Annotated in this window: 27 protein-coding genes and 1 pseudogene; 18 read left to right on the forward strand and 10 right to left on the reverse strand. The window is 68.4% G+C overall.

All coding sequences use genetic code 11. The annotated features are described in order from the left end of the window. Nucleotides 1–2: 2 nt before the first annotated feature. Complete coding sequence (locus C2R22_RS08595) at nt 3–1,268, reverse strand: amidohydrolase (RefSeq protein WP_103425386.1); 1,266 nt, start codon at nt 1,266–1,268, stop codon at nt 3–5. An 85-nt stretch (nt 1,269–1,353) separates the two neighbouring features. On the opposite strand from C2R22_RS08595, the gene C2R22_RS24975 reads away from it, so the two are divergent. The 3 genes from C2R22_RS24975 to C2R22_RS08610 all read left to right on the forward strand — a co-directional run bounded on the left by C2R22_RS24975 (nt 1,354) and on the right by C2R22_RS08610 (nt 3,955). Next, nucleotides 1,354–2,034 carry a helix-hairpin-helix domain-containing protein gene (locus C2R22_RS24975; protein ID WP_162562429.1) on the forward strand — a complete coding sequence of 227 codons (681 nt, stop codon included), beginning with the start codon at nt 1,354–1,356 and terminating at the stop codon, nt 2,032–2,034. A 123-nt stretch (nt 2,035–2,157) separates the two neighbouring features. Next, nucleotides 2,158–3,687 carry a Na+/H+ antiporter NhaC family protein gene (locus C2R22_RS08605; protein WP_103425387.1) on the forward strand — a complete coding sequence of 510 codons (1,530 nt, stop codon included), beginning with the start codon at nt 2,158–2,160 and terminating at the stop codon, nt 3,685–3,687. Nucleotides 3,688–3,694: 7 nt separating this feature from the next. Continuing rightward, nucleotides 3,695–3,955 (forward strand): DUF7513 family protein, encoded by a 261-nt coding sequence (locus C2R22_RS08610; protein ID WP_103425388.1) that lies wholly within the window; start codon nt 3,695–3,697, stop codon nt 3,953–3,955. Nucleotides 3,956–4,062: 107 nt separating this feature from the next. Here C2R22_RS08610 and C2R22_RS08615 read toward each other — a convergent pair whose 3' ends face one another. After that, nucleotides 4,063–4,395 carry an uS10/mL48 family ribosomal protein gene (locus tag C2R22_RS08615; protein ID WP_103425389.1) on the reverse strand — a complete coding sequence of 111 codons (333 nt, stop codon included), beginning with the start codon at nt 4,393–4,395 and terminating at the stop codon, nt 4,063–4,065. 246 nt (nt 4,396–4,641) lie between these two features. Between C2R22_RS08615 and C2R22_RS08620 the strand changes: the two genes are divergently transcribed. Together C2R22_RS08620 and C2R22_RS08625 are read left to right on the forward strand one after the other, a co-directional pair. Further along, nucleotides 4,642–5,097, forward strand: a complete 456-nt coding sequence (locus C2R22_RS08620) for a bis(5'-nucleosyl)-tetraphosphatase (RefSeq protein WP_103425390.1) — start codon at nt 4,642–4,644, stop codon at nt 5,095–5,097. A 3-nt stretch (nt 5,098–5,100) separates the two neighbouring features. Next, nucleotides 5,101–6,078, forward strand: coding sequence for a DUF5787 family protein (locus tag C2R22_RS08625; RefSeq protein ID WP_103425391.1), 978 nt, complete (start codon nt 5,101–5,103; stop codon nt 6,076–6,078). Here the strand turns inward: C2R22_RS08625 and C2R22_RS08630 are convergent, their stop codons facing one another. Next, the gene (locus C2R22_RS08630) at nt 6,079–6,612 is read right to left on the reverse strand and encodes a DUF5797 family protein (protein ID WP_103425392.1); all 534 of its coding nucleotides are present in this window, start codon (nt 6,610–6,612) and stop codon (nt 6,079–6,081) included. A gap of 492 nt (nt 6,613–7,104) precedes the next feature. Between C2R22_RS08630 and C2R22_RS08635 the strand changes: the two genes are divergently transcribed. Then, on the forward strand, nt 7,105–7,890 hold the full coding sequence (locus C2R22_RS08635; protein WP_103425393.1) for an enoyl-CoA hydratase/isomerase family protein: 786 nt from the start codon (nt 7,105–7,107) through the stop codon (nt 7,888–7,890). Between the two features lie 74 nt (nt 7,891–7,964). Here C2R22_RS08635 and C2R22_RS08640 read toward each other — a convergent pair whose 3' ends face one another. Beyond that, complete coding sequence (locus C2R22_RS08640) at nt 7,965–9,230, reverse strand: MFS transporter (RefSeq protein WP_103425394.1); 1,266 nt, start codon at nt 9,228–9,230, stop codon at nt 7,965–7,967. Nucleotides 9,231–9,356: 126 nt separating this feature from the next. Between C2R22_RS08640 and C2R22_RS08645 the strand changes: the two genes are divergently transcribed. The 8 genes and pseudogenes from C2R22_RS08645 to C2R22_RS08670 all read left to right on the forward strand — a co-directional run bounded on the left by C2R22_RS08645 (nt 9,357) and on the right by C2R22_RS08670 (nt 13,395). Then, a complete protein-coding gene (locus C2R22_RS08645) occupies nt 9,357–9,620 on the forward strand; it encodes a DUF5789 family protein (protein WP_103425395.1) in 264 nt (87 codons plus the stop codon). Nucleotides 9,621–9,714: 94 nt separating this feature from the next. Then, nucleotides 9,715–9,939, forward strand: a complete 225-nt coding sequence (locus tag C2R22_RS08650; protein ID WP_103425396.1) for a DUF5789 family protein — start codon at nt 9,715–9,717, stop codon at nt 9,937–9,939. A 146-nt stretch (nt 9,940–10,085) separates the two neighbouring features. Next, nucleotides 10,086–10,412 (forward strand): RPA12/RPB9/RPC11 RNA polymerase family protein, encoded by a 327-nt coding sequence (locus C2R22_RS08655; protein WP_103425397.1) that lies wholly within the window; start codon nt 10,086–10,088, stop codon nt 10,410–10,412. Nucleotide 10,413: 1 nt separating this feature from the next. Continuing rightward, entirely contained in the window at nt 10,414–11,004 is a 591-nt protein-coding gene (locus C2R22_RS08660; RefSeq protein WP_103425398.1) for a hypothetical protein, read from the forward strand. Further along, entirely contained in the window at nt 11,001–11,588 is a 588-nt protein-coding gene (locus C2R22_RS08665; RefSeq protein ID WP_103425399.1) for a DUF6517 family protein, read from the forward strand. The genes C2R22_RS08660 and C2R22_RS08665 overlap by 4 nt, the downstream gene beginning before the upstream one ends. A gap of 51 nt (nt 11,589–11,639) precedes the next feature. Next, nucleotides 11,640–11,969, forward strand: a complete 330-nt coding sequence (locus tag C2R22_RS26250) for a hypothetical protein (RefSeq protein WP_245902946.1) — start codon at nt 11,640–11,642, stop codon at nt 11,967–11,969. Then, nucleotides 11,915–12,211, forward strand: a pseudogene (locus tag C2R22_RS26900) (PhoD-like phosphatase N-terminal domain-containing protein); the annotation flags it as partial. The gene C2R22_RS26250 and the pseudogene C2R22_RS26900, both read left to right, overlap by 55 nt. After that, entirely contained in the window at nt 12,154–13,395 is a 1,242-nt protein-coding gene (locus C2R22_RS08670) for an alkaline phosphatase D family protein (RefSeq protein WP_281259271.1), read from the forward strand. The pseudogene C2R22_RS26900 and the gene C2R22_RS08670, both read left to right, overlap by 58 nt. Nucleotides 13,396–13,664: 269 nt before the next feature. On the opposite strand, the gene C2R22_RS08675 is transcribed toward C2R22_RS08670, so the two are convergent. The 5 genes from C2R22_RS08675 to C2R22_RS08695 form a co-directional block, all read right to left on the reverse strand. Beyond that, nucleotides 13,665–14,222 (reverse strand): DM13 domain-containing protein, encoded by a 558-nt coding sequence (locus C2R22_RS08675; RefSeq protein ID WP_103425400.1) that lies wholly within the window; start codon nt 14,220–14,222, stop codon nt 13,665–13,667. Nucleotides 14,223–14,342: 120 nt separating this feature from the next. Continuing rightward, nucleotides 14,343–15,074 (reverse strand): methyltransferase domain-containing protein, encoded by a 732-nt coding sequence (locus tag C2R22_RS08680; protein WP_103427620.1) that lies wholly within the window; start codon nt 15,072–15,074, stop codon nt 14,343–14,345. An 11-nt stretch (nt 15,075–15,085) separates the two neighbouring features. Continuing rightward, the gene (locus C2R22_RS08685) at nt 15,086–15,472 is read right to left on the reverse strand and encodes a nascent polypeptide-associated complex protein (RefSeq protein ID WP_103425401.1); all 387 of its coding nucleotides are present in this window, start codon (nt 15,470–15,472) and stop codon (nt 15,086–15,088) included. A gap of 57 nt (nt 15,473–15,529) precedes the next feature. Further along, the gene (locus C2R22_RS08690; RefSeq protein ID WP_103425402.1) at nt 15,530–16,303 is read right to left on the reverse strand and encodes a creatininase family protein; all 774 of its coding nucleotides are present in this window, start codon (nt 16,301–16,303) and stop codon (nt 15,530–15,532) included. Nucleotides 16,304–16,355: 52 nt separating this feature from the next. Next, entirely contained in the window at nt 16,356–17,030 is a 675-nt protein-coding gene (locus C2R22_RS08695; RefSeq protein WP_245902947.1) for an O-methyltransferase, read from the reverse strand. Between the two features lie 176 nt (nt 17,031–17,206). Between C2R22_RS08695 and C2R22_RS26905 the strand changes: the two genes are divergently transcribed. Together C2R22_RS26905 and C2R22_RS08700 are read left to right on the forward strand one after the other, a co-directional pair. Then, on the forward strand, nt 17,207–17,335 hold the full coding sequence (locus C2R22_RS26905) for a hypothetical protein (RefSeq protein WP_281259272.1): 129 nt from the start codon (nt 17,207–17,209) through the stop codon (nt 17,333–17,335). A 130-nt stretch (nt 17,336–17,465) separates the two neighbouring features. Continuing rightward, nucleotides 17,466–19,145: an acyl-CoA mutase large subunit family protein gene (locus C2R22_RS08700; RefSeq protein WP_103425403.1), complete on the forward strand. Its 1,680-nt coding sequence runs from the start codon at nt 17,466–17,468 to the stop codon at nt 19,143–19,145. Nucleotides 19,146–19,217: 72 nt separating this feature from the next. Here the strand turns inward: C2R22_RS08700 and C2R22_RS24980 are convergent, their stop codons facing one another. Beyond that, nucleotides 19,218–19,403, reverse strand: coding sequence for a hypothetical protein (locus C2R22_RS24980; RefSeq protein WP_162562430.1), 186 nt, complete (start codon nt 19,401–19,403; stop codon nt 19,218–19,220). 113 nt (nt 19,404–19,516) lie between these two features. Here C2R22_RS24980 and mce point away from each other — a divergent pair, with 113 nt between their 5' ends. Both mce and menE read left to right on the forward strand, forming a co-directional pair. Further along, nucleotides 19,517–19,900: a methylmalonyl-CoA epimerase gene (gene mce, locus C2R22_RS08705; protein ID WP_103425404.1), complete on the forward strand. Its 384-nt coding sequence runs from the start codon at nt 19,517–19,519 to the stop codon at nt 19,898–19,900. A gap of 179 nt (nt 19,901–20,079) precedes the next feature. After that, entirely contained in the window at nt 20,080–22,164 is a 2,085-nt protein-coding gene (menE, locus tag C2R22_RS08710) for an o-succinylbenzoate--CoA ligase (RefSeq protein ID WP_103425405.1), read from the forward strand. The last annotated feature ends 48 nt before the right edge of the window (nt 22,165–22,212 follow it).

Consider the following 22,212-nt stretch of genomic DNA (forward strand, 5'->3'; position numbering starts at 1 on the left):
GCTCAGGGCCGTTCGACGGCGATCCGCTCGATGGCACCCGAGAGCGTCTCGATACCGATTCGGATCGACTCCTCGTCGACGTCGAACCGCGGGGTGTGGTGGCCGGTCGGGTGGTCGGTGCCGATGCCGACGTAGGCGGCCTTCCCTCCCCGCTCCTGGACGTGCTGCATGAGGTACGTCGCGTCCTCGCTCCCGCCGAGCGCGTCCGACGGGAGGACGCGCTCGACGCCCTCCACCCCCGATGCGACCGCGCCGACGACGTCCGCGAGTTCGGGGTCGCTCACCGCGGAGGGCGCGCGGGCGACGCTCTCGATTTCGACCTCGCAGGCGTGCATCTCCCCCGCGGCGCGGACGATACGCTCGGCGTGCTCGCCCATGTACTCCATCAGGTCAGTCGTCTCGCCGCGGACCTCGACCTCCATCTCGCTCGCCTCGGCGACGATGTTCGACGCCGTGCCGCCCTCGATGACGCCGGCGTTCACTCGCGTCGCCCCGTCGGCGTGACGGGGGATGGCGTGGAGGTTCTGTACTGCTGTGGCGAGCGCGAGGTTCGCGTTCCGGCCCTGTTCGGGGCGCGCACCGGCGTGCGACGATTCACCAGTGAAGGCGACCGAGAGGTGGTGGACGGCGAGGAAGCCGTCGATACCGGCGACGACTTCGCCGCTGGGGTGGTCGAGGCCGACGTGCACGGCGAGCAGGTAGTCGACGTCGTCGAGGTGGCCGCCCGCGACGACGGGTTCGCCGCCGCCGATGACCTCCTCGGCGGGCTGGAACACCACCTTGAGCGTCCCCTGGAAGTCGCTGTCGAGAATCGCATCGATGACGCCGATGCCGATGGTCGCGTGGGCGTCGTGTCCGCAGGCGTGCATGAACCCCTCGTTCTCCGAGCGGAACCCTTCTTCGAACGGACGGTGGTCGTCGTCGGCCTCCAGGATGGGGAGGCCGTCGATGTCGACGCGGAGGCCGACCGTCGGACCCTCTCCCCGTTCGAGGACGGCCAGTGCCCCGGTGTAGCCACCGGCGAGACGCTCGACGATGTCCTCGCGCGCCCCCGCCTCGCGGGCACGGGCCATCCACGAGTCGAGTTCGTCGTCGTCGGGAACGGCGTTCCGGTCCTCGCCGAGCACCTCCGGTCCGACGTAGAGGGCGTCGAGCGGGCGGGTTTCGAGTTCGTCGACGATGCGGGCGGTGGTGTAGAACTCGCGCCAGGCGGGTTCGGGATGACGGTGGAGGTCGCGACGGAGGTTCCGGAGGTCCTCGATGCTCATACCCGGGAGAAGACTCCCACCTGTCTAAGTGGTTCCGACGTGCAAGCCGAAGAGAGTTGATGTGTCTCGCCGTCGAAACGAGGGTATGCGAGTCGTCCTGACGGATGGAACGGAGTTCTCCTGTGAGAACTTCAAGGCGCTCGAATCGGGCGTGTTGCTCACGAAAGACAAGAAGCGCAAGAAGGTCATCGGGTTCGTGCCGATCCACCAGCTCCGGTACGTCGTTCCGGAGGACCTCGAACCGGTGGAGACGCCCTCGTCGGCCGAGGGCCAGCGGGGTGGTGTCGGAACCGGCGCGCCGGACGGGGCCGTTCCCGAGACCGGTGACCTGACAGTCGGCCCGCCGGCGAGTTCCGCACAGCCGGTCGAGAGCGCCGGGGATGTCACGGAGTTCGAGATGCCCGAGGAAGAAAGCGACCTGCGACGACTCGGCGGACTCGGTTCGACCTACGCCGAGCGGTTGCAGACGGCCGGGTACGAGACGCTCGCGGACCTCGCCGCGGCCGACCCGGTCACCGTCGCCGAGGCCGCGTCCGTCGCCCCGGGCAGGGGTCGCCGGTGGGTCAACGCCGCGAGGCGGGCGGTCTCCGGGGAGGGACAGTCCGACGACGGGGAGAGCGAGGTTGACAGCGACGCGGCTGACGAAGCCAGCGACGGCGACAGTGACGACGGCGACGACGAGAACAAGGACGAGGGAGCATCCGAAGACGGCGCGGGAGGAGACGAAAGCGAAAGAGGGAACGACGACGAAGACGCCGAGGAGTAGCGGTCGACGAGACGGGCCCCGGACGGAGTCGCGACCGTCGCAGGCGGACGTCACACGTCACCACGGGTCACGGAAGCGATAGTCCGTGCGGTTTTATCAGTCACCTCGCCCCGCTACCGACAAATGAGCGACCAACCCAGCGGAGTCGACGGAACCGACGAAGGGACGCGTCTGACGTTCCGCGGCGGTCCCGCGGCGAGTGCGGTGCCGGTGGCGTTCTTCGTCGTGTGGGCGGTGGTCCAGAGCGGCCTGCTCGGAATCGGCGACACCACCGGCCTCGTCGTGGGGATGCTCCTCGGCCTCATCGTCGGCCTCTTCTTCGTCCGCGGCGACTGGAAGGAGTACGCCGACGTGGTGTTCGACGGCATGACGAAACGGGTGGCGGCGACGGCCATCGTCGCGTGGCTCTGGGCGGGGATGTTCGCCGCCACCATCCAGACGGGCGGGTTCGTCGACGGCCTCGTCTGGGCCGCGTCCGTCGTCGACGTGGGCGCGGCGCTGTTCCCCGCGGTCACCTTCCTCCTCGCGGCGCTGCTCGCGACCGGCATCGGGACGGGCTACGGGACGGCCATCGCCTTCACGGCGCTCGTCTTCCCGGCGGGCGTCCTTCTGGGCGCCTCGCCGGTGCTGCTGTTCGGCGCCATCCTCTCGGGGGCGGTGTTCGGCGACAACCTCGCGCCCGTCTCCGACACGACCATCGTCTCGGCGGTCACGCAGGACGCCGACATCGGCGGCGTCGTCGCCTCGCGGTTCAAGTACGCCATCGTTGCCGCCGTCCTCGCGTTCGTCGGGTACCTCGTCGCCGGGCCGGCGATGGCCGGGACGCCACTGGAGGGTGCGGCGGGCATCACCGAGGCGGCCCGCCCGCTCGGCCTCGTCCACCTCCTCTCCATCGGTGTGGTCATCGGGACGGCCATCAGCGGGCGGCACATCGTCGAGGCCGTCTCGTGGGGGTTGCTTCTCAGCATCGCGCTCAACCTCGTGCTCGACCTCGCGCCGGCCGCCGGGATGTTGGTGTTCCGCGCGCCCGAGTCGGCGGGGGTCGCCCGGTCGCTCGACGCGGTCCCCCTCGTGGGGAGCGTCATCACGCTCGTTCCCACGACCGAGTCGGGTGTCGGTGGCTCGCTGTACTCGGGCGCGGCGGGGTTCTTCCCGCTCATCGTCCTCGTCCTCCTCATCGTCGCCGGCGCGGAGGTGATGCAGCGGGGCGGCGGCTTCGACGCCGTCCAGTCGTTCCTGCTCGAACGGGTGGCGACCAGTGTTCGAAGAGCGGAGACGACGATGGTGCTCGGGACCGCGACGGTCAACGCCGCCATCACCATCAACACCGCGGCGGAGATCGCCATCGCGCCGTACATCTCCCGTATCGGGACCCGGTTCAACATCAACGGCTACCGACGGGCGAACATCCTCGACGCCAACACCTCGGCGCTGGGGTACATCTTCCCGTGGGGCGGCGGCGTGCTCGCGGGCTTCACCGCCATGCAGGGACTGCCCGGCGAGTACGAGTGGTTCACGTCGGCGATGCTGGTCAACCCGGCGTCGGTTTGGCCGTTCGTCTTCCACGGCTGGTTCCTCGTCGGCGTGTTCCTCCTCGCCGCGTGGACCGGCTACGGTCGGGAGTACGTCAGCGACCGCCGCTCGGGGAGGTGAGCCGCGTATGAGCCTCCTGGAGACGATACGTTCGGCCGTCACCTTCCGGACGGCGACGCCCGGCTTCGAACCGGGCGAGGAGTTCACCGCCTACGTCACGGGGACGAACGAGTCCGGCGTCGTCGTCCGCATCGGCGACTCGAAGCTTCACATCCGCGACGCCGACCACGCGCTGCTCGACGAGCAGGTTCGGCTCAGGGTTCGGTCGTTCGATTCGGCGTCACACGAGGGAGAGGCCGAACTCCTCTCGGTCGTCGGGGCGGACTGAACCGACCGAAACGCGATAGGTCGGCAGGGGGTGACGGCCCAGGAGCGTGCGGACGCTGCGCCGTCAGAAGTGATAGTCGCGTCGGCTCTCGGGGGCAGGACTCGGCCTCAGGAGCGGCGGTGGCCGGCCGGTTTTCGGTGTTCGACCTCGATTTCGACGTGGAGGCTGGGCGGGAAGTCGCGGTGGCCGATCTGACGAGCGATGTGGTCGTTCCCGTGGATTTCGAGACGGCGCGAGTACACCGGATAGTCCCACGGGGAGAACCGGTCGCCGGGGGAGAGGTTGCGGTACTGCGGCACCGAGAGGTGCTGCGGCGGGTCGTTGAACGGGCCGCGACACTCCGCGCCCTTCCGCTCGAGGAACTGCTTGATGTCGGTAACGGTCTCCTCGAGGACGGCCCGGTCGCCGCTCTCGAGCGAGAGTTTCGTGACGAAGGTCATTACTACTCCCTTCTATTCGCTGGGTTCAAAAGCGCATCTGAACACGGCTCGCCCATCGGTGGTGTCGCTCGTCAGGACTCGTCGGGACGCCTCGCTGTCTGGGGAGGGGCGGTGGGCCGTGTCCACCCACCGCCGTCTCCCGGCGTTTACAAACCGATTGACACGAACTGCGCCGCGGTCCGTCGGCGGAGCCGACGGTTCCTGGCTCCGACACCCTCTTAAACGTTGGCATGGTTATCAGAGGTAATGGCAGTGGAAGCGGTTAGCGCTGGAGCGATCCTCTTCCGCGACACCCGTGGCCACCGGGAGTACTTGCTCCTGAAGAGCCGACCGGGGGACTGGGAGTTCCCCAAGGGCGGGGTCGAAGGCGACGAGGAACTCCAGCAGACGGCGATCAGAGAAGTCAGAGAGGAAGCCGGTGTCGAGGATTTCCGCCTCGTCGACGGCTTCCGCGAGGATTACAGCTACGTGTTCGAAGCGAACGGGACGACCATCCACAAGACGGTTCACCTGTTCATCGCGCGGTCGTTCGAGGCCAGCGCCGAACTCTCCCGCGAACACCGCGACCTGCAGTGGCGCGACTACGAGCAGGCCATCAACACCATCACCCAGGACGGCCCGCGCGAGATATTCAGGCGCGCCCACCGATACCTGGACGAACTCGCGGAGAAGACCGAGGAGGGGCGGACGTACCTCGCGTAGCGCGTGACGGACCTGGCGGTGGATTCGGAGTTCACGTTCGAACTCGTCGCCTGCCGGTGGGCCGAGCGCGAGTGGCCGCCGGACGGGCCGAGAGCCGACGCCGTCCTCGTCGCACGACAGGTCGGCACGCGGAAGCGCCGGTGGGACACGCTCGTCGTCGAGGCGGACCCGGCCGGGCTCAGAGGTCGTGACCTCCTGGGTCCGGACGAACTCGACTCGGATCTCCTGCACGTCGTCCGGCACGCCCCGGCGGAGTGGGCGTGGTACCGCGACGCCCTCCCGCACCCGGGCTACCCCTGGCGGTACGTCCGCGAGGCGATTCACCGCGCGGCCGCCCGGGACGCGGTCGAGACGCGCCGCCGCGGGAATCGCATCGAACTCCGGCGGGTCGCGCCGTACCCGGACTGGATTTCGAGAGTCGTCGCCATCGAGAACAAGCCCGACCTCGACGCGAGCGCCGCCCGCGCGCTCGCGTCTCAGATCAGATACGACGTGGACTGCGGCCTCCTCGACGAGGTGTGGGTCGCCACGCGAGCGACCGACGAGTCCGTGCCCGCCGTCCTCTTAGAGGAGTTCCCCGTCGAGGCGGGCGTCCTCGCGGTCGATCCTCTCTCCGGTACGGCGGAGGTGCTGTGGCACCCCTCGCGGCTCTCCCCCGACGACGAGAGCGAAGACCGCCGAACCGTCATCGCCGAACGCGCCTACGGGCGGGGCTGGCGGTCGTACGTCGACACGATGCGACCCGACTGTCGACACTTCGAACTCACCGAGGTCGGCGGCGCGTTCGTCCCGCACTGTGCGGCGAAGGGGCGGTGTCAGACGAACGCGGAGTGTGCCGGTTCCTGTCGCTCGTTCGAACCGGAGCCGCCGGGGTGGCGGACGCGAGGCTGGCCGATCGAGGGGGGACCGGGGAAGGGGATCAGGTCGCTGCTCGAACGTCGGCGCGAGCGCGTTCGCGGCCGGGAGCGAGAGGAGGAGTAGTCAGTCGCCGGTGGCGCTCTCGTCGTTCGACGCGCTCTCGACGGCCTCGACGGTGACGGCGTCGGCCGCGACGGCCCGTCGAAACGTCGGAACCGCGCGGTACTCGACTTCGACGACCCCCTTGCGTCGGAGGCTCTGCAGCGCCTGCCGGACCGCGTCGACGTCGGGGTCGAGCGCCGTCGTCTCGCGAAGCCGGTGGAGCACGCTCACGACGCTCATCGACCGCTCGTCGGGGCCGGCGACGGCCTCGAACACCCGCGCTTCGAGTTCGGGGACGCGGATGACCGACGGGACGCCGCCCTCGTCGTCGGCCTCGACGCCGGGGTCGACGTCGACCAGTTCGGCCGCCTCGGCCGTCGCGCGGATGAGGCTGTTGTCGTCGCGGTAGTAGTACTCCTTCAGGTCGTTTTCGAGGTACTGGTGGACCTCGCTCCCGCTGTCGAGACCCCAGCGTTTCTGGAGTTCTTTGTTCTTCGTGGGCTGGAGGCGGACGATGTCGGCCAGTCGCTCCGTGGCCTCCTCGGAGAGCGTCATCTGTCGGTGCGTGGGTCGGCTTCGTACATGGGTGTTCTGTTCTGCGGTTAGAACCCTCGTCGCTACCGCGCTTTTGGTTGCGCTGAACGGACTCGACGCTAACGCGTGCAGTCCGTCGCCCGTTTCAGATATCGGGGTACTCCCCTCGGCGAACGAAACCTGCTGGCTACTCCGAGAAGCCTCAGCCGAAACGCGGTCACGGTGACTACCGAACAGCAGTCAAGCGCACGAAGGCAGTCGCCAGGGCGGTGATGCCACACCCTCCCCAGCCGATTCCTTCGCTCAGTCACTCACTTCGTTCGTTCGGTCGCTCAGTCATCCCTCGCGCGGCGGTCCGACCGGAGTCGGACCGGCCGCGCCACCGCAGGGCCGGTCGGCGGACGGGAGTGAGCGAGTCCTGCGAGTCACCGACGGGCCCGTCTCGCACAACACCCACTGCGACGATTGGCCGCGGAGCCAACGGTTAAACCCGACGGCCACGTGGCCCCGCCCATGACGACAGATACGGACTGGGAGACAGTCTCGCTCGACATCGCTGACGACGTCGCCACCCTGACCGTGGACCGCCCCGACAGCCTCAACGCGCTCAACACGGAGACGATGGACGCCCTGGAGGAGGCGCTCGCGGCCGCCGAGGACGCCGATGTCCGCGCGCTCGTCCTCACGGGTGCGGGCGACAAGGCGTTCATCGCGGGTGCGGACATCTCGTACATGCAGTCGCTCTCCACCGAGGAGGCAGAGGAGTACGCCGCGCAGGGCCACGACATCTGCCGGACGCTCGAACGGCTTCCCGCCCCGACCATCGCCGCCGTCAACGGCTACGCCTTCGGCGGCGGCTGCGAGATGGCGCTCGCGTGTGACCTCCGCGTCGCCTCGGAGCGCGCCGTCCTCGGTCAGACCGAAATCGACCTGGGCATCATCCCCGGCTGGGGCGGCACCCAGCGGCTCCCCGCGCTCGTCGGCGACGAGGTGGCACGCCGACTCGTCTTCTTCGGCGACCGCATCGACGCGCAGGACGCCTACGAGTACGGCCTCGTCGGGGAGGTGGTCGCCCACGACCAGCTAGACGAACACGTCGCTGAGATGGCAGCCGAACTCGCCGCGAAGCCGAAGTTCGCGCTCCGGGCGGCGAAGGAGGCGCTGAACAAGCACCACGAGGCGCCCCGGGACGCGGCGCTGGACTTCGAGCGGCGCACCTGGTCCGGCCTCTTCGGGACGCACGACCAGCGCGAGGGGATGGAGGCGTTCGTCGAGAAGCGCGACGCCGACTTCGAGTAAGTCGCGCTCTGGCGGGCGGCGTTCGGGTGGATGGCGTTCGCGTTCGAGTTCGAGTGCGTGTACGTGTAGGTGAGTCAGTCGTCCTGCGGCGTCACCCCGCTCAGTCCGGCGGGGTCCGAAACGGTTTCTTCGACCTGGCTGTAGGTGACGACGAGCGCGACCACCGCGAGGGCGGCCCCGAAGACGAACGGGACGGCGAAGCCGAACCGTTCCAGATACCCGGAGACGAGTGGACCGAAGGCGACGCCGAGGCCGAACGCCATCGTCAGCACCGACAGCGTGGTCCCCGACTGTCCCTCGCCGGCGAGGTCACCCGCCAGCGCGAGCGACGGGGCGAACACCATCGCGACGGCCACGCCCTGAACGAAGCGCGCGCCGACCATGAGCAGCGAGTCGGTGACGAACCCCTGTGCGAGGACGGAGGGGACCAAGAGGAGAAAGCCCACCAGCAGGAACGGTCGGCGACCGATTCGGTCCGAGGCGCGGCCGACGGGAATCTGAAAGAGGACGTTGGCGATGACGACGGCGCCGAACTGCACGCCGAACAGCAGCGTCCCCTGCGAGAGACGGTCGTTGACCTGCCCTTCGAGCGTGGCGAACAGGGCGATGCCGATTGCCATGCAGAACGTCCCGACGCCGAGAGCGAACACGGGGTCGAGGAGGGAGTCGGTGCCGCGCATGGAGACCGAGAGGTCGTCGGCCGCCGTCGTGTCCGTCCGCTGGGGGTCCTCGACCAGGACGACGACGAGGAGCAGCGAGACGAACGCGCCGACGACGGCGACGGCGAAGGCGGCGTCGATGCTGACCGTCTCGACGACGACGCCGGCGACGATGGGGCCGAAGCCGAAGCCCACGAGTCTGAGCGTGTTGAAGACGCCGAAGTTGCCGCCCCTGTCCCCCGAAGTCGCGAGTTCGTTCACCAGCGCGACCGTTGCGGGGATGGTGAAGCCGGCGGCGATGCCCTGCAGGGCGCGGAGGACGAGCACCAGCCAGTACGACGAGACCACGAGGTACGCGGCGCTGGCGACGCCCAAGAGTGCGAGGCCGAAGAGGATGTAGACCCGACGTCTGCCGGTCCGGTCCGAGAGCCGCCCCGTGAGGGGCTGACAGAACGAGTTCAGGAAGCCGAACAGCGAGAGGACGATGCCGATGAGCAGCGACTCGGTGACGAGCAACGAGACCGGTCCGAGAGAGAGGCGAACGCCGGCGATGCCCGCCAGCGAGACGCGGCCGCTCGCGATGAACAGCGGGAGGACGATGATGAGAAACGAGTTACCGAGCGCGTCTGCCATGCGGGCGAAGCCGAGCGCGAGCACCCGACGGTCGGTTCCGAGGACCATCTGCTTGCTCCTACGACGCCGGCGGAAAGAGCGTTCCGAGTCGCGTCCGGACGTGGTCGTTCCCGGGCGCGTTCGTATGTGTTCAAGTGACACGACCGGCGCGGTTAAATACGATAACGATTAATAATGTATGTGGAATCAGAACTCAAGCTGAACACCCTCTACGAGCAGTTCGAGACCCTGGAGTACCCCCTCAACCGCGAGACGGCGGCCGAGTCGTTCGAGCAGTCGACGCTGTTGATGGCCGACGGCCAGACGAACCTCGGGGCGCTCATCGAACGGACGCGGACGCCCACGTTCGACTCCCCGGAGGACCTGTTCGTCGAACTCCAGACCGTCCTGCCCATCGAAGCCGTCGGCGAACCGGGGCAGTCCGACGGCGACGCCTGACACCCCGCACGTTTCCGCGTTTTCGATACAGTCGATCCGAGAAGACAGTCACCACGGCCCATACAGCCAAGTCGCTGGCATCGCTTGGGGAAGTATGAACGACCCGAGCGGGGGAGGCGGCGTCGAAGAGCGGTGTGAGCGGCTGGAGTACCCGGTGATGCGGGCCGACGCCGCGGCCGCGTTCTCGGACGTGACCGTCGATGCGAACGGGGATGAGACCAACCTCGGGGTCGTCGTCTCCGAGTCGGAGCGCGACTCCTTCGCGAACCCGGAGGAGCTGTACGCCGAACTCGAAGCGGCGGTGGGAGAGCCGCTCTGAGACGAGCCGTTCGCCGCGACGGGAGGGGTCCCTCGTCGGTCGCAGTCGGGCGTCGCCGGAACGGTCGACGGAGTGCCGGTAACAGGGGACGACAGCGCTTATCACTCCGGGGAGCTTAAGTGTGCCAACCGATTGAGTCCAGTACCATGGAGTTCTGTGACGAGTGCGGCTCGATGATGAAGACGGACGGAGACAAGTGGGTCTGTCCGGAAGGTCACGAGAAGCTGCGTGACCGCGCGAAGGAGGCGACGATGAAGACGACGCAGGGCCAAGAACACAGCAGCGCGGTCGACATGTCCGACGTCGACGACGCCGAGATCGGCCCCACCACGAGGGTCAAGTGTGCCAACCCCGACTGCGACAACGACCGCGCCCGCTACGAGATGAAACAGATCCGCTCGGCCGACGAGTCCGAGACCCGCTTTTTCACCTGTACCGAGTGCGGCCAGAAGTGGCGCGAGGACGACCACTGAGATGGCCCATCCCCCCGCTCCGTCGGTCCCGTCGCTCGACGAGCGGGGGTGGGAGCGAACGGACGAGCGGCGGGAGGTCCGCTTCGAACTCCCGACGATGCGGGTGCTCGCGCACACGCTCGTCTACGAGGACCGGGCGCTTCGCATGCGAGTTCGGGAGGCGACCGGCGTCGACCACACCTGGCGCTTCTTCTTCGCGACGCGGCTCGCGTTCGACCCGCCGTTGCCGCCGCTGACGGGGAACGCCTCCGTGTACGGCACGGTCCGGTCGGAGGCGCGTGAGGCGTTCGTCGACGACCTCCGCGCGCGCGGCGTCGACCGCATCGAGCGTGGACGGACCGACCGAACGAGAACCGAGACGGGCGACCGCGTCTCGCTGACGCGCTACCGGGGGCGGTATCGGCTCGAACGGGCGGGTGTCGACGTCCCCGTGGCGGGCGTCCTCGGCGTCTGGACGCACGACGGCGACTTCCGACTCGCCGGGGGGTGGTACCCGGACCAGTCGCTCGCGGTCACGCTCTCGGATGCGCCGGAGACCGACCCGAACGCCTTCCGGAACGAACTCCTCGACCTCGTGAGGGGAACGAGATGACCGACGAGGACCCGCCGGCCCCGCGCGTCGACGTGCCCGACGGCTGGGTGGCGACAGAGACCACCACGGAGCGCGTCTTCTCGGTGAGCAAGGTGACCGTCACCGCCACGACGGTCGTCTACGAGGACGAGCGGCTTCGCGAGGGCGGCGACGACGGAGGCGAAGCCGAGACCAAGTCGTTCCGCCGGTTCGTCTTCGCCAGCCGTCTTCGACTCCGGCCGACGACGAAGCCGTCGAAGCCGCTGACCAAACTGGTCAGGTCGCGGGCGAAGGCGGGCTTCGCCGACCGCCTGCGCGAGCGCGGGATGGACGGCGTCGAGGAGCGGGAGTCGAGGCGCTTCCGCGTGAGGGATCAAGACGCGACGCTCGTCGGCTACGACGCCGAGTGTACCGTCGAGGGGACGCGCCTCGCCGTCGACGGCTGGGTCGCCGTCTGGCCTCGCGACGACGGCGACTACGTCGTCGCGGGCGGCGCGTATCCCACGCGCGTCCTCGACGGCGGTGGAGTCGAAGGGGGGAACGAGACGCTCGAACCCGGCCGCTACCGGGACGACCTGTTCTCGATCATCCGAGAGATCAACTGAGGCCGGTCCCCAGCCGTAACGGGCAAGTGACACCACGCCGAACGGGCGTCGATGGCAGACGACGCTGGTCTCGACGGGCGGGACGAACCCGCGCGCGGACCCGACGACCACGCCGAACTCCTCTCCGCGCTCGACTCACACGACCTCGCGGTGGCGACCGACCCCGTGGCCCCGGACGACGACGGCTTCGACTTCGCACTCGGGGCGTCCGAACCCGCAGATACCGTCTTCCCCCAGTCCGTCGCGAGCGGCGGCCCGACGCCCGAAGGCGTCATCCTCTGGACGCGCATCGCCCCCGACGCGTTCGACGCCGACGAACCGCTCGGGTGCAGGTCGCACACGACGAGGCGTTCACCGACGTCTGTTACGAGGGGGTCGTGACCGACACGGAGCGCGTTCGGGCGCACGACTACACCGTCAAGGTCGACCTGGACGGGTTGCTCTCGTCCGACAGTCAGTACTACTACCGGTTCGTCTACCGGAACACCGCCTCGAACACGGGCCGGTGTCGGACGCTTCCGGCCCCCGATTCGTCGCCGGAGTCGCTCCGTATCGGCCTGCTCGCGTGTCAGAACTACCTCAACGGCTACTACCCGGCGTACCACTACGTCGCCGAAGAGGACGTCGACTTCCTCGTCCACGTCGGCGATTTCGTCTACGAGTCGAGCGCGGGCGACTTCAAAGGGCTCGGCTCGTACGACTACCCGGCCGGGAGAAGGCGCTGCCGAGCGGCAACGGCCGCGTCTGGAACCTCGACGACTACCGGTACCTCTACCGCCTCTACCGGAGCGACCGCTTCCTCCAGGAGGCGATGGAGCGACACACGCTCATCGCTGGCTGGGACGACCACGAGATGGTCAACGACGTCTACTGGGACCGCCAGACCGACGCGCCGGCCGGCGACCACCCGATGGGAGACGACCCGCACTTCATGACCGAACTCGTCGCCGACGCGATGCACGCCTGGTGGGAGTTCATGCCCGCGCGGGTGGAGTACGACCCGAACGGCGACTCGTTGCAGGAGCGGTTCCGCCTCTGGCGTGACTTCTCGTTCGGGGACCTCGTGACGCTCGCGATGACCGACGAGCGCCTCTTCCGCGACCCGCCGCGGGAGGCGATTCCCACCGCGGACAACGTCGGCCCGCAGTACGAACCGCCCGGGCGGACGATGCTCGGCACCGACCAGCGCGAGTGGCTCGTCGAGACGCTCACCGAGTCGGGGACGACGTGGACCGTCTGGGCCGACGAGGTGCTGACGGTCCCCTTCAGGCTCGGCTCCGGCCCGCTGTCGCTCTACCCGGTGCAGGGTGGGTGGGACGGCTACACGAGGGAGCGAATGCGCATCACCGAACAGGTCGCCGAGGCGGGCGTCGACAACTTCGTCACGCTCACGGGCGACATGCACTGTTACATCGCCGCCTACCAGCAGACCTCCTATCCGGGTCGGGTGTCGGGAGGGGAGGGGGTCGCACAGGGAGAGCGGATGGGCGTGGAGTTCATGACGCCCGCCATCACCTCGCTGAACGTCGCCGAGGCGCTGCACCTCACCCGGGGACGACGCAAGCGGGTGACGGAACCGCTGCTCTCGTGGCTGATTCCGCTGATGAACCCACACATCGAGTTCTTCGACAGCCACAACTGGGGCTACTCCGTCGTGGAGTTCACCCGCGAGGACTGCACGTACGTCGGCTACGCCGTCGACAAGACGGTGAACAGCCCGGACGCCGAACGGGAGGTCGTCACCGCCTACCGCGTCCCCGAGGGACGGGTCGAACTGCAGGACGTGACCGACGAGTACGCGACGTAAGAGACGCTGGTGAGACCCGCCGTGGGTGATCGGACGTCGCGGCCACCGGGAGACGGTTCGACGTTTCTGGTGTTGCCGAGAACGGGGTGACTGCGTGGACGTCACGCGCGAGGACGAGGGCGTGGCCACGTCGCGCCCGTGTGCCGTGCTATCCGCCTGTTCTCACTGACCGGTTCGCCGACAGCATTCCCTCCACTCGATGCCGAGCAAATCCACCCTGCTGAGCGGTTCGACACTGCTCTCGTGGTCGACGGGTCCGCAATACTCGTTCAGCGGTCTGGGGGAGCCGACAGCGTCGCCGCGCCGAACGGCACCGAAAATCGGTCACACCAGATGCCGACGCCGTTCATCCTCTCGACGTCGGTATCGTTCGAGAGCGGTTGGACGAACGTTCCGGTCTTCGTCATCTCGCCCCCGTCGGCTCCGCCGTCGACGAGGACCTTCACGCCGGCGTCGATGGCCGCCGTCGTGTCCGGGTCCGCGTCGGGCGTGAGGTAACAGAACACGTCCGGTCCCTGCGTCTGGTCGTAGTCGCGGAACTGGAGGAAGGGTCCGGCGTCGTCGCGGGCGAGTTCGACCGTGCCCGAACAGCGGTGGTTGTCCTTGCCGACGAACTCGCCGGTCTTCAGGAGTTGTACTCCACCCGTGTCCCCGTTTCCGGTTTCGGTCCCAGATTCACCCCCAGCACCGCTCGCCACGCTCGCCATCGCACGCTCTTCGTTCACGCGCGTCGCCCGCTCGGGGGCGAACAGTTCCCACCCGACGTAGCCGCCGCCACCGAGCACCGCAAGCCCGCCGACCGCCCCGAGCACTGTTCGCCGTTTCATACCCTCGAGACGTCGGATACGGAGAAAAGCGCTTTTCCAACTCTCTCCCACACTGTCCCCACCGACTTCCAAATCTCCCCACAATCGGGAGCGGTGGCAGGGTAGTGGCGGGGCGGCGGGTCAGTTCCGCGCGAAGGTCAGATAGCCCGTGTGGCCGACCCCAGCCGTCGAGGGACGAGAGCCGCGCTCGCCGAAGTCCATCCGGCGCTGGATGGTCTCGAACGTCTCGACCTCACCGAGCCCTGCCTCCCGTGCGGCCTCGTGTGCGGCGCGGGTCCCCTCGACGAACGGCGAGTACACCGCGACGAAGCCGCCGGAGACGAGGAGGTCGGGCGCGCGTCTCACGGCCGCGGGCGCGTCCTCGGTGTCGAGGGTGAGGAGGTCGAATCCGTCGTCGTCCGCGACGAGCGAGTCGAGGTCGTCGGTGAGGTCACCCGTCCGCACCTCCACCGTCGGTTCGACCCCCGCGAGCGCCATGTTCTCGCGGGCGACGTCGGCGAAGTCGGGGTCGCGCTCGTACGTCGTCACCGCACAGCCGACTCGACCCAGGTAGGCGGCGAGGACGCCGGTTCCGGTGCCGGCGTCGAGGACCCGGTCGCCGCGGGAGGCACCGGTGTGGCCCACGACGAGTCCGATGTCGCGCGGCATCATCGGCGCGCCGGTCCGTTCGAAGTGGTCGAACAGGTCGGGGCCGCGGGGCTCGCGGGCGACGAACTCGGTGCCGAGATGCGTCTCGACGGTGTCGCCGGGCGCGACGTCTTCGGGCACCTCGATGACGCCGAGGTCGGTGCCGAACTCCTCGCCGGGTGCTAGCAGGTACTCGCGGTCGTCGTGGACGAAGAGGAGCCGCACGTCGTGGGCGCTCACTCCAACCGCGAGATGGCCGCAGCGAGGTCGCCGTCCTCCATGGCGAGCGCCTCGCGGGCCTCGTCGGGGGTGACGCCGGCGCGCTCGACGACCAGCTGGACGTCCTCGTCGGGAATCGCCTCGGCCGCCCCTGCGCTGTCGTCTTCGGCGTCTCCGGCGTCCGCCTGGCTCGCCCCCCGCTCGCGCGTCTCGGGTTCGCCGACGACCTGGTAGGTCTGGGTGCCCTGGGCGTCCATCCGGGTGACCTGCGCGTCCGAGAAGACGAGTTCCTCGTCGGCGGTCCGGATGATCACCTCTTCGGCATCGATATCGGTGACGTCGATGCCCATCTGCTTCATCATCTGCTGCATCTTCCGCGGGTTCATGCCGCCGCCTCCGAACATACTCGGCGAGAAGGTACGGGTCGGCAAAAGCGTGGCGAACGCTCGGCGGATGCGGACTCAGACGTGTTCTTTCGGCACGAGCGCCTCGAACGGTTGGCCCGAGAGCCACTCACACAGTTGGACGAGTTGGTCGGTGGCGGCCTCGAACAGCCGTCCGCCCTTCTCTGCGGTCGCGTCGGTCTGGTCGCCCAGCACTCCGTTCGGTGTGTTGTCGATGGCGTCGTAGAACGTCCGCGCGCCGTTCTGGAGCGCACCGGGGTGGTTCTCCCAGTCGACGAGCCCGCCGTCTCTCGCGGCTTCGAGCCGGTCGTCGTGGACGAGGTCGGGGTGGAGATACTGGATGAGCGACGTCTCCTTCGGCCCGCCGTGCGGTCCGGGCTGGGAGAACACCTCCTCTACGAGGTCGGGGATGGAGTCGTTCCACATCCACTCGATGGCGTAGGCGTCTCCGGAGTCGCGGAGGCGACGGCCGACCTCCCGCAGGTGTTCGACGTTGCCGCCGTGGGCGTTGACGTAGACCACGCGGTCGATGCCGTGGTAGGTGAGGTTACGGGTGAGCGACTCGACGTAGTCTCTGAACGCGGGGGCGTCGGCCCACATCGTGCCGTGGAACTGCCGGTGGTGAGGGCTGACGCCGACCGTGACGGTGGGCGTACAGAGGTAGTCGGTGCGTTCGGCGGCCTCACGGGCGAACGCCTCGGCGATGAGGTGGTCGGTTCCCTCTGGAAGGTGGGGGCCGTGCTGTTCGGTCGAGCCGAGCGGGACGAGTGCCAGGGACTCCTCGTCGAAGTAGGTCTCGAGGTCGGGCCACGCCTCGTCTGCGAGATACATCGAGTGGATATCCGTCGTCGGGTAAGTATAGCTTGGGTCGGCGGCGGTCGAGTCACTCGACGCGGACGCTCACGGCGAGCCCCTCACCGACGGGCAGGAGCGTCGTCTCGAACCCGGGGTCCGAGCGGACGAGGTCGAGATACACTCCGATCCCCTCCGTCGTCGTGTCGACGTCCCACGACGCGTCACGGGTGGGCGGGTCGGCGTAGTCGTCCTCGGACAGCATCGCGACGAGCGTCTCGGTGTCGACGGGACCGGTCGCGACGTTGTCGGCCACCACGACGCCGCCGGGCCTGAGCTTCGAGCGAACGCGCGCGAGCGCCGGGGCGTAGCGCGCACCCTCGTGGTCCAAGAGGACGACGTCGAACGGGCCGTCGTACCGCTCGAAGGCCGCCATCGCGTCGCCGGACTCGAACGCGAACTCGACGTCGTACGTCCCGTCGAGGAAGTCGCGCGCGAGGGCGAGTTCCTCGTCGTCGTACTCGGTGAGGACGACTCGGCCCGTCCCCATTCCGCGGGCGAACCACGAGGCGGAGTAGCCGAAGCCGGAGCCGAACTCGAAGACGTCGCGCGCGTCGACCAGGCGGGCCAGGAGCCGAAGCACCCCGCCTGCGTCGCGGCCGACGGTCGGAAAGCCCGCGGCGGCGGCGTGTTCGAGCATCGCCGACTGGCAGTGGTCGTGTTCGGGGCCGACCGCGTGGACGAGGGCGTCGAGCGGGTCGTTCACGTCTCCAGGGTCACTCGGGGGAGCGGATAACTGTGACTCTCCTCGTACGCCGGTGCAGAGGCGCGGCTGAAGTCCCTCCGTAGATACATTCACGAATTGATGATAAACAGGTCTTCGAAGAACAACTGTTATGACCTGACGGGGAGTTGTCGGGACCTGAAGGGAGAACACGAGAGATGCCAATCGCGCCGTACGACCCCGACGACGACCCCGAGCCAGAGCCGTACCTGCCCGACTTCAACGAGATCCTCGACCGCATCCTGAACGGCGACGAGGAGCGGTCGCGGACGGCGGGTCGCGCGTAGGCTCAGGGCTGGTATCGCCAATCGAACAGTCGCCGTTCTCCTCCGTCGGAACCGTCGTCGCCCCCCGTTCACGGTTTTCTCACCCCGGTAACGACCACCGTTAAGTCGCATCCGGCCATCACGGTAGTCAATGTACGACGCCGACGAACTCGAGCGCATCCGCGAGGCGAAAGCCGAGTGGGAAGCGGAGACGCTCGAACCCACCCTGGAACGGTTCGGCGAGCGCGAGGAGCAGTTCACGACCGACACCGGCGGGCAGGTGGTCGACCGACTGTACACGCCCGCGGACGCCGAGACCGACTACCGAGAGGACCTCGGCTTCCCGGGACAGGAGCCCTACACGAGAGGCGTGTACCCGACGATGCACCGCGGTCGGCTGTGGACGATGCGGCAGTACGCCGGCTTCGGGACCGCCCGGGAGACGAACGAGCGCTTCCGCTACCTCATCGACAACGGGTCGTCGGGGCTCTCTCTGGCGTTCGACCTGCCGACGCAGATGGGGTACGACTCCGACGCGGCGATGGCCGCCGGCGAGGTCGGGAAATCGGGAGTGGCCATCGACACCATCGACGACATGCGGACGGTGTTCGAGGGCATCCCGCTCGACGAGGTGTCGACCTCGATGACGATCAACGCGCCCGCGGCCGTCCTGTTGGCGATGTACATCGCCGTCGGCGACGAGCAGGGCGTCGACCGCGAGAAGCTTCGAGGGACCATCCAGAACGACATCATGAAGGAGTACGTCGCGCGGAACCTCTACATCTACCCGCCGGAGCCGTCGATGAGGCTGATCACGGACATCTTCGAGTTCTGCGCGGCCGAGACCCCCAAGTTCAACACCATCTCCATCTCCGGCTACCACATCCGCGAGGCCGGTTCCACCGCCGCACAGGAGGTCGCCTTCACCCTCGGCAACGGCATCGAGTACGTCCAGGCGGCCGTGGATGCCGGGTTGGACGTCGACTCGTTCGCCCCGCAGTTGTCGTTCTTCTTCAACGCGCACAACAACATCCTCGAAGAGGTGGCGAAGTTCCGCGCGGCGCGGCGGATGTGGGCGACCATCATGGAGGAGCGCTTCGGTGCGGAGAATCCGAAGTCGAAGCAACTGAAGTTCCACACCCAGACGGGCGGCTCGACGTTGACCGCACAGCAGGTCGAGAACAACATCGTCCGGGTGTCGTATCAGGCGCTCGCGGCCGTCCTCGGCGGGACCCAGTCGCTCCACACCAACGGGAAGGACGAGGCGCTGTCGCTTCCCACCGAGAAGTCCGTTCGGACCGCGCTCCGCACACAGCAGATACTCGCCCACGAGTCGGGCGCGGCCGACACTATCGACCCGCTCGCGGGGTCGTACTACGTCGAATCGCTCACCGACGAGGTCGAAGAGGAGGCGTTCGAGATACTGGATGAGGTGGACGAACGCGGCGGGATGCTGGACTGCGTCAAGAACCAGTGGGTGCAGAAGCAGATACAGGACGTCGCCTTCGAGCGCCAGCGCGAGATCGAAACGGGCGAGCGCGTCATCGTCGGCGTCAACGAGTACCGCGTCGACGAGGAGCCAGCGGTCGACATCGAGGAGGTGTCCGAGGAGGACGAGGCGCGACAGGTCGAACAGCTCGAATCGGTCCGAGAGGAGCGGGAGGAGAGCGCCGCCGAGGAGGCGACCGATGCGCTCCGCGAGGCCGCCCGCGGCGACGACAACCTCGTGCCGTACATCATCGACGCGGTGAAGGCGCGCGTGACCGTCGGCGAGGTCTGTAACGTGCTGCGCGAGGAGTTCGGCGAGTACCAGCCGGGCAGCGCGCTCTGAACTCCCTCCCTCACTAACGTCCCCGACCGGCGAACGTGAGAAGCGGAGACGGCTTACGAGTCGCTGACGGGCTTACGAGTCGCCGACGGGGACGGCCGGGCGCTCACGGCGCGCCCGGGAGTCGTCTCTCGCCTCGATGGTCTCGAGCAGTTCCTCGGTGAGCGAACTCTTGCGGTGGTCACACATCAGGTGGACCCGCAGGTCGGTCCGGTCGGCGAAGCCCTGTGCGCACATCGGGCAGCGCGTGGTATTCTTCATGGTCGTTAATGATATATTGAACACCGACCTCAAATAGGTGTCGGTGACGTGTCCTTCACCCGATACGTCGGGGCGGGGGTACCGTTTATGCCTCGGGGACGAGTGTCGCGGGTATGGAACTCGACCACATCGGTGTCGCCACCGACGACGCCTCCGCGCTGGCCGGACTGTACGCCGACCTTCTGGGGACGAGCGTCGTCCACGAGGAGGTGTTCGACGGGATGCACGTCGTCTTCCTCGCGATGGACGACGGCTACTTCGAGTTGCTCGAACCGCAGGAGGGAGGCACCATCGCGCGGTACCTCGAACGGAACGGGCCGGGGATGCACCACGTCGCGTTCGTGACCGAGGACGTCGACGCCGCGCTCGACCGCGCCCGCGACCTCGGCGTCAGCCTCGTCGACGAGGAACCCCGTCCCGGCGCGTGGGATCACACGGTGGCGTTCTTGCACCCGAAGTCGACCGGCGGCGTCCTGGTCGAGTTCGTCGAGCACTGACACGGCCTCTTGTCGGTCCCGGCTATCGCCGTCCTCGGCTGCGACGACCGGGATACGGTGCCAACAGACCGTACGAGACGCACCGCGGTAGTCGGATGAACGAAAGCCGGTGAGGCGACCGGCACGGGTCGAGAGAAAGAAAAGACAGTAGTGGGCGCGCGGAGAGGGGGACGCTACGGATGCAGGACTGGCTCTCTCACCGCGTACGGGCGACACCGAACCGGACCGCGCTCGTGCGCGCATCGACCGGCGAGACCCTCGACTTCGCGAACCTCGACGCGATGGTCGACGACCTCGCCGGTCGTCTCGCGGCGCTCGGGGTCAAGCGGGGCGACCACCTCGGGATGGTGATGGAGACCCGACTGGCCGCGGTCTGTACCGTCCACGCCGCCGAACGCCTCGGTGCGGTCCTCGTGCCGCTCGGCGACGGCCTCACCGCGGTCGAACTCGCCGACCAGCTCGACGCAGCCGACGTCACGACGCTCGTCTGCTCCGAAGAGACGGAGGCGACGGCCTGTGAGGCGTTCGCGGGGCCGGTCTGCTCGGTCGACGACCCGGCACACGATACCGTAGCGTCGCTCGCGGAGACGGCGCCCGAGCGCGTCGTGCCGGCCGAGTGGAACCTCGGCGACACGCGTCTGCTGCTCTTCACGTCCGGGACCACCGGCGAGCCGAAGGCCGTCCGGCTCACGGAGGGGAACCTCCTGTGGAGCGCGGTCTCCTCGGCGTTCCGCCTCGGACTCCACGGCGACGACCGCTGGCTGGTCTGTCTCTCCTTGCACCACATGGGCGGGCTCTCACCCGTCCTCCGCATGCCGCTGTACGGCACGACGGTCGTCTTGGAGGAGTCGTTCGACCCCGGCCGGACGGCCGATAACGTCGGGAGCTACGACGTCACCTGCGTCTCGCTCGTGCCGACGATGCTGAAGCGCATGCTCGACCTCCGGGGAACGCTGGCGGATTCGCTTCGGGTGGTCCTGCTCGGTGGTGCGCCCGCCCCGGAGGACCTCCTTCGACGCTGTCGGGACTTCTCCGTCCCCGTCTATCCCACGTACGGGATGACCGAAACCGCTTCGCAGGTGGCGACCGCCACGCCCAGGGAGGCGTTCGACGAACTCGGGACGGTCGGCCGACCACTCTTTTGGACTTCGGTTACGGTCCGCGACGGGGACAGACCGGTCCCACAGGGGGAGCCGGGCGAACTCGTCGTCGACGGCCCGACGGTTTCCCCGGGCTACTACGGCAACCCCGACGCGACCGAGGCCGCGTTCGGCCCGCACGGTCTGCGGACGGGCGACGTGGGCTATCTGGACGACGAGGACCGGCTGTTCGTTCTGGGTCGGATCGACGACCAGATCATCACCGGCGGGGAGAACGTCCATCCCCGGGAGATCACCGACGTCCTCCGCTCGCACCCGATGATAGGCGACGCCGTCGTCGTGGGCGTCCCGGACGACGAGTGGGGCGAACTGGTCGGGGCGCTCGTCGTCCCGGCCGACGACGACCTGACGGTCGGCGACATCGAAGCGTACTGCCGCGAGCGGCTCGCGGGGTTCAAACTCCCGCGCGTCGTCTCGTTCGTCGAGGAACTCCCGCGGACCGCCTCGGGAACCGTCGAGCGGGAGGCCGCGCGAACGCGACTGATCGAGGGCATGGCCGGGTCGGGGACCGAGCGCGGACTGGACGTCGCGATAGACGCCGACGGGGAGGACGCTCTCGCGGCGGAGAGCGAGACGAACGACGGGGCGGCGCAGACGAACACCGACACGGACGAACGGGAGGGCAGCCGTACGGCCGAGAGCCAGTCGGAAGACGCTCCGGAGGTGCGCGAGGCAGGGGGCCCGACTGAGTCGAGCGCGTCGGCTACGGTTGGGGACGGAGCGCGCGACGAGCGCGACGAGCGCGACGAACACGACGACGTGGCGGCGCACGACGACGACACCGAACCGCACGAAGTCGCCGAGACGTTCCTCATCGGCGGGTCCGACTGGAGCCCGGGTGAGCACGCTCTCCCCGACCGGGCGGACGAACCGGAGGAGGTCGGGAGGACCGAAGACGACCCGGTAGAAGAGCCCGAAACCCCCGACTTCGTCCGGGAGGTCCTCCCGGACGACGAACCCGAAGCGTCCGACGAGCGCGTCGACGATGAACGGGACGACTCCGACGAAGCGGCCGAAGCGGACGGAGCGGCCGACGGACGGGACGACACCGACGTTGACGAGGGAGACGACACGAGCGACACGGGCAACGACCGGGCGAACTGACCGCGTTTCGTTCTCCACCGCCGTTTCGGAGGAACAATCATTACGGTT

The sequence above is a fragment of the Salinigranum rubrum genome, from assembly GCF_002906575.1.
In the GTDB taxonomy this organism is placed as follows: Archaea; Halobacteriota; Halobacteria; order Halobacteriales; family Haloferacaceae; genus Salinigranum; species Salinigranum rubrum.

Coding starts and splice junctions, on each gene's coding strand:
- C2R22_RS08595 (WP_103425386.1), bottom strand. CDS start 1,268: ATGAGCATCGAGGACCTCCGGAACCTCCGTCGCGACCTCCACCGTCAT.
- C2R22_RS24975 (WP_162562429.1), top strand. CDS start 1,354: ATGCGAGTCGTCCTGACGGATGGAACGGAGTTCTCCTGTGAGAACTTC.
- C2R22_RS08605 (WP_103425387.1), top strand. CDS start 2,158: ATGAGCGACCAACCCAGCGGAGTCGACGGAACCGACGAAGGGACGCGT.
- C2R22_RS08610 (WP_103425388.1), top strand. CDS start 3,695: ATGAGCCTCCTGGAGACGATACGTTCGGCCGTCACCTTCCGGACGGCG.
- C2R22_RS08615 (WP_103425389.1), bottom strand. CDS start 4,395: ATGACCTTCGTCACGAAACTCTCGCTCGAGAGCGGCGACCGGGCCGTC.
- C2R22_RS08620 (WP_103425390.1), top strand. CDS start 4,642: ATGGCAGTGGAAGCGGTTAGCGCTGGAGCGATCCTCTTCCGCGACACC.
- C2R22_RS08630 (WP_103425392.1), bottom strand. CDS start 6,612: ATGACGCTCTCCGAGGAGGCCACGGAGCGACTGGCCGACATCGTCCGC.
- C2R22_RS08635 (WP_103425393.1), top strand. CDS start 7,105: ATGACGACAGATACGGACTGGGAGACAGTCTCGCTCGACATCGCTGAC.
- C2R22_RS08640 (WP_103425394.1), bottom strand. CDS start 9,230: ATGGTCCTCGGAACCGACCGTCGGGTGCTCGCGCTCGGCTTCGCCCGC.
- C2R22_RS08645 (WP_103425395.1), top strand. CDS start 9,357: ATGTATGTGGAATCAGAACTCAAGCTGAACACCCTCTACGAGCAGTTC.
- C2R22_RS08650 (WP_103425396.1), top strand. CDS start 9,715: ATGAACGACCCGAGCGGGGGAGGCGGCGTCGAAGAGCGGTGTGAGCGG.
- C2R22_RS08655 (WP_103425397.1), top strand. CDS start 10,086: ATGGAGTTCTGTGACGAGTGCGGCTCGATGATGAAGACGGACGGAGAC.
- C2R22_RS08660 (WP_103425398.1), top strand. CDS start 10,414: ATGGCCCATCCCCCCGCTCCGTCGGTCCCGTCGCTCGACGAGCGGGGG.
- C2R22_RS08665 (WP_103425399.1), top strand. CDS start 11,001: ATGACCGACGAGGACCCGCCGGCCCCGCGCGTCGACGTGCCCGACGGC.
- C2R22_RS26250 (WP_245902946.1), top strand. CDS start 11,640: ATGGCAGACGACGCTGGTCTCGACGGGCGGGACGAACCCGCGCGCGGA.
- C2R22_RS08675 (WP_103425400.1), bottom strand. CDS start 14,222: ATGAAACGGCGAACAGTGCTCGGGGCGGTCGGCGGGCTTGCGGTGCTC.
- C2R22_RS08685 (WP_103425401.1), bottom strand. CDS start 15,472: ATGTTCGGAGGCGGCGGCATGAACCCGCGGAAGATGCAGCAGATGATG.
- C2R22_RS08690 (WP_103425402.1), bottom strand. CDS start 16,303: ATGTATCTCGCAGACGAGGCGTGGCCCGACCTCGAGACCTACTTCGAC.
- C2R22_RS26905 (WP_281259272.1), top strand. CDS start 17,207: ATGCCAATCGCGCCGTACGACCCCGACGACGACCCCGAGCCAGAGCCG.
- C2R22_RS08700 (WP_103425403.1), top strand. CDS start 17,466: ATGTACGACGCCGACGAACTCGAGCGCATCCGCGAGGCGAAAGCCGAG.
- C2R22_RS24980 (WP_162562430.1), bottom strand. CDS start 19,403: ATGAAGAATACCACGCGCTGCCCGATGTGCGCACAGGGCTTCGCCGAC.
- mce (WP_103425404.1), top strand. CDS start 19,517: ATGGAACTCGACCACATCGGTGTCGCCACCGACGACGCCTCCGCGCTG.
- menE (WP_103425405.1), top strand. CDS start 20,080: ATGCAGGACTGGCTCTCTCACCGCGTACGGGCGACACCGAACCGGACC.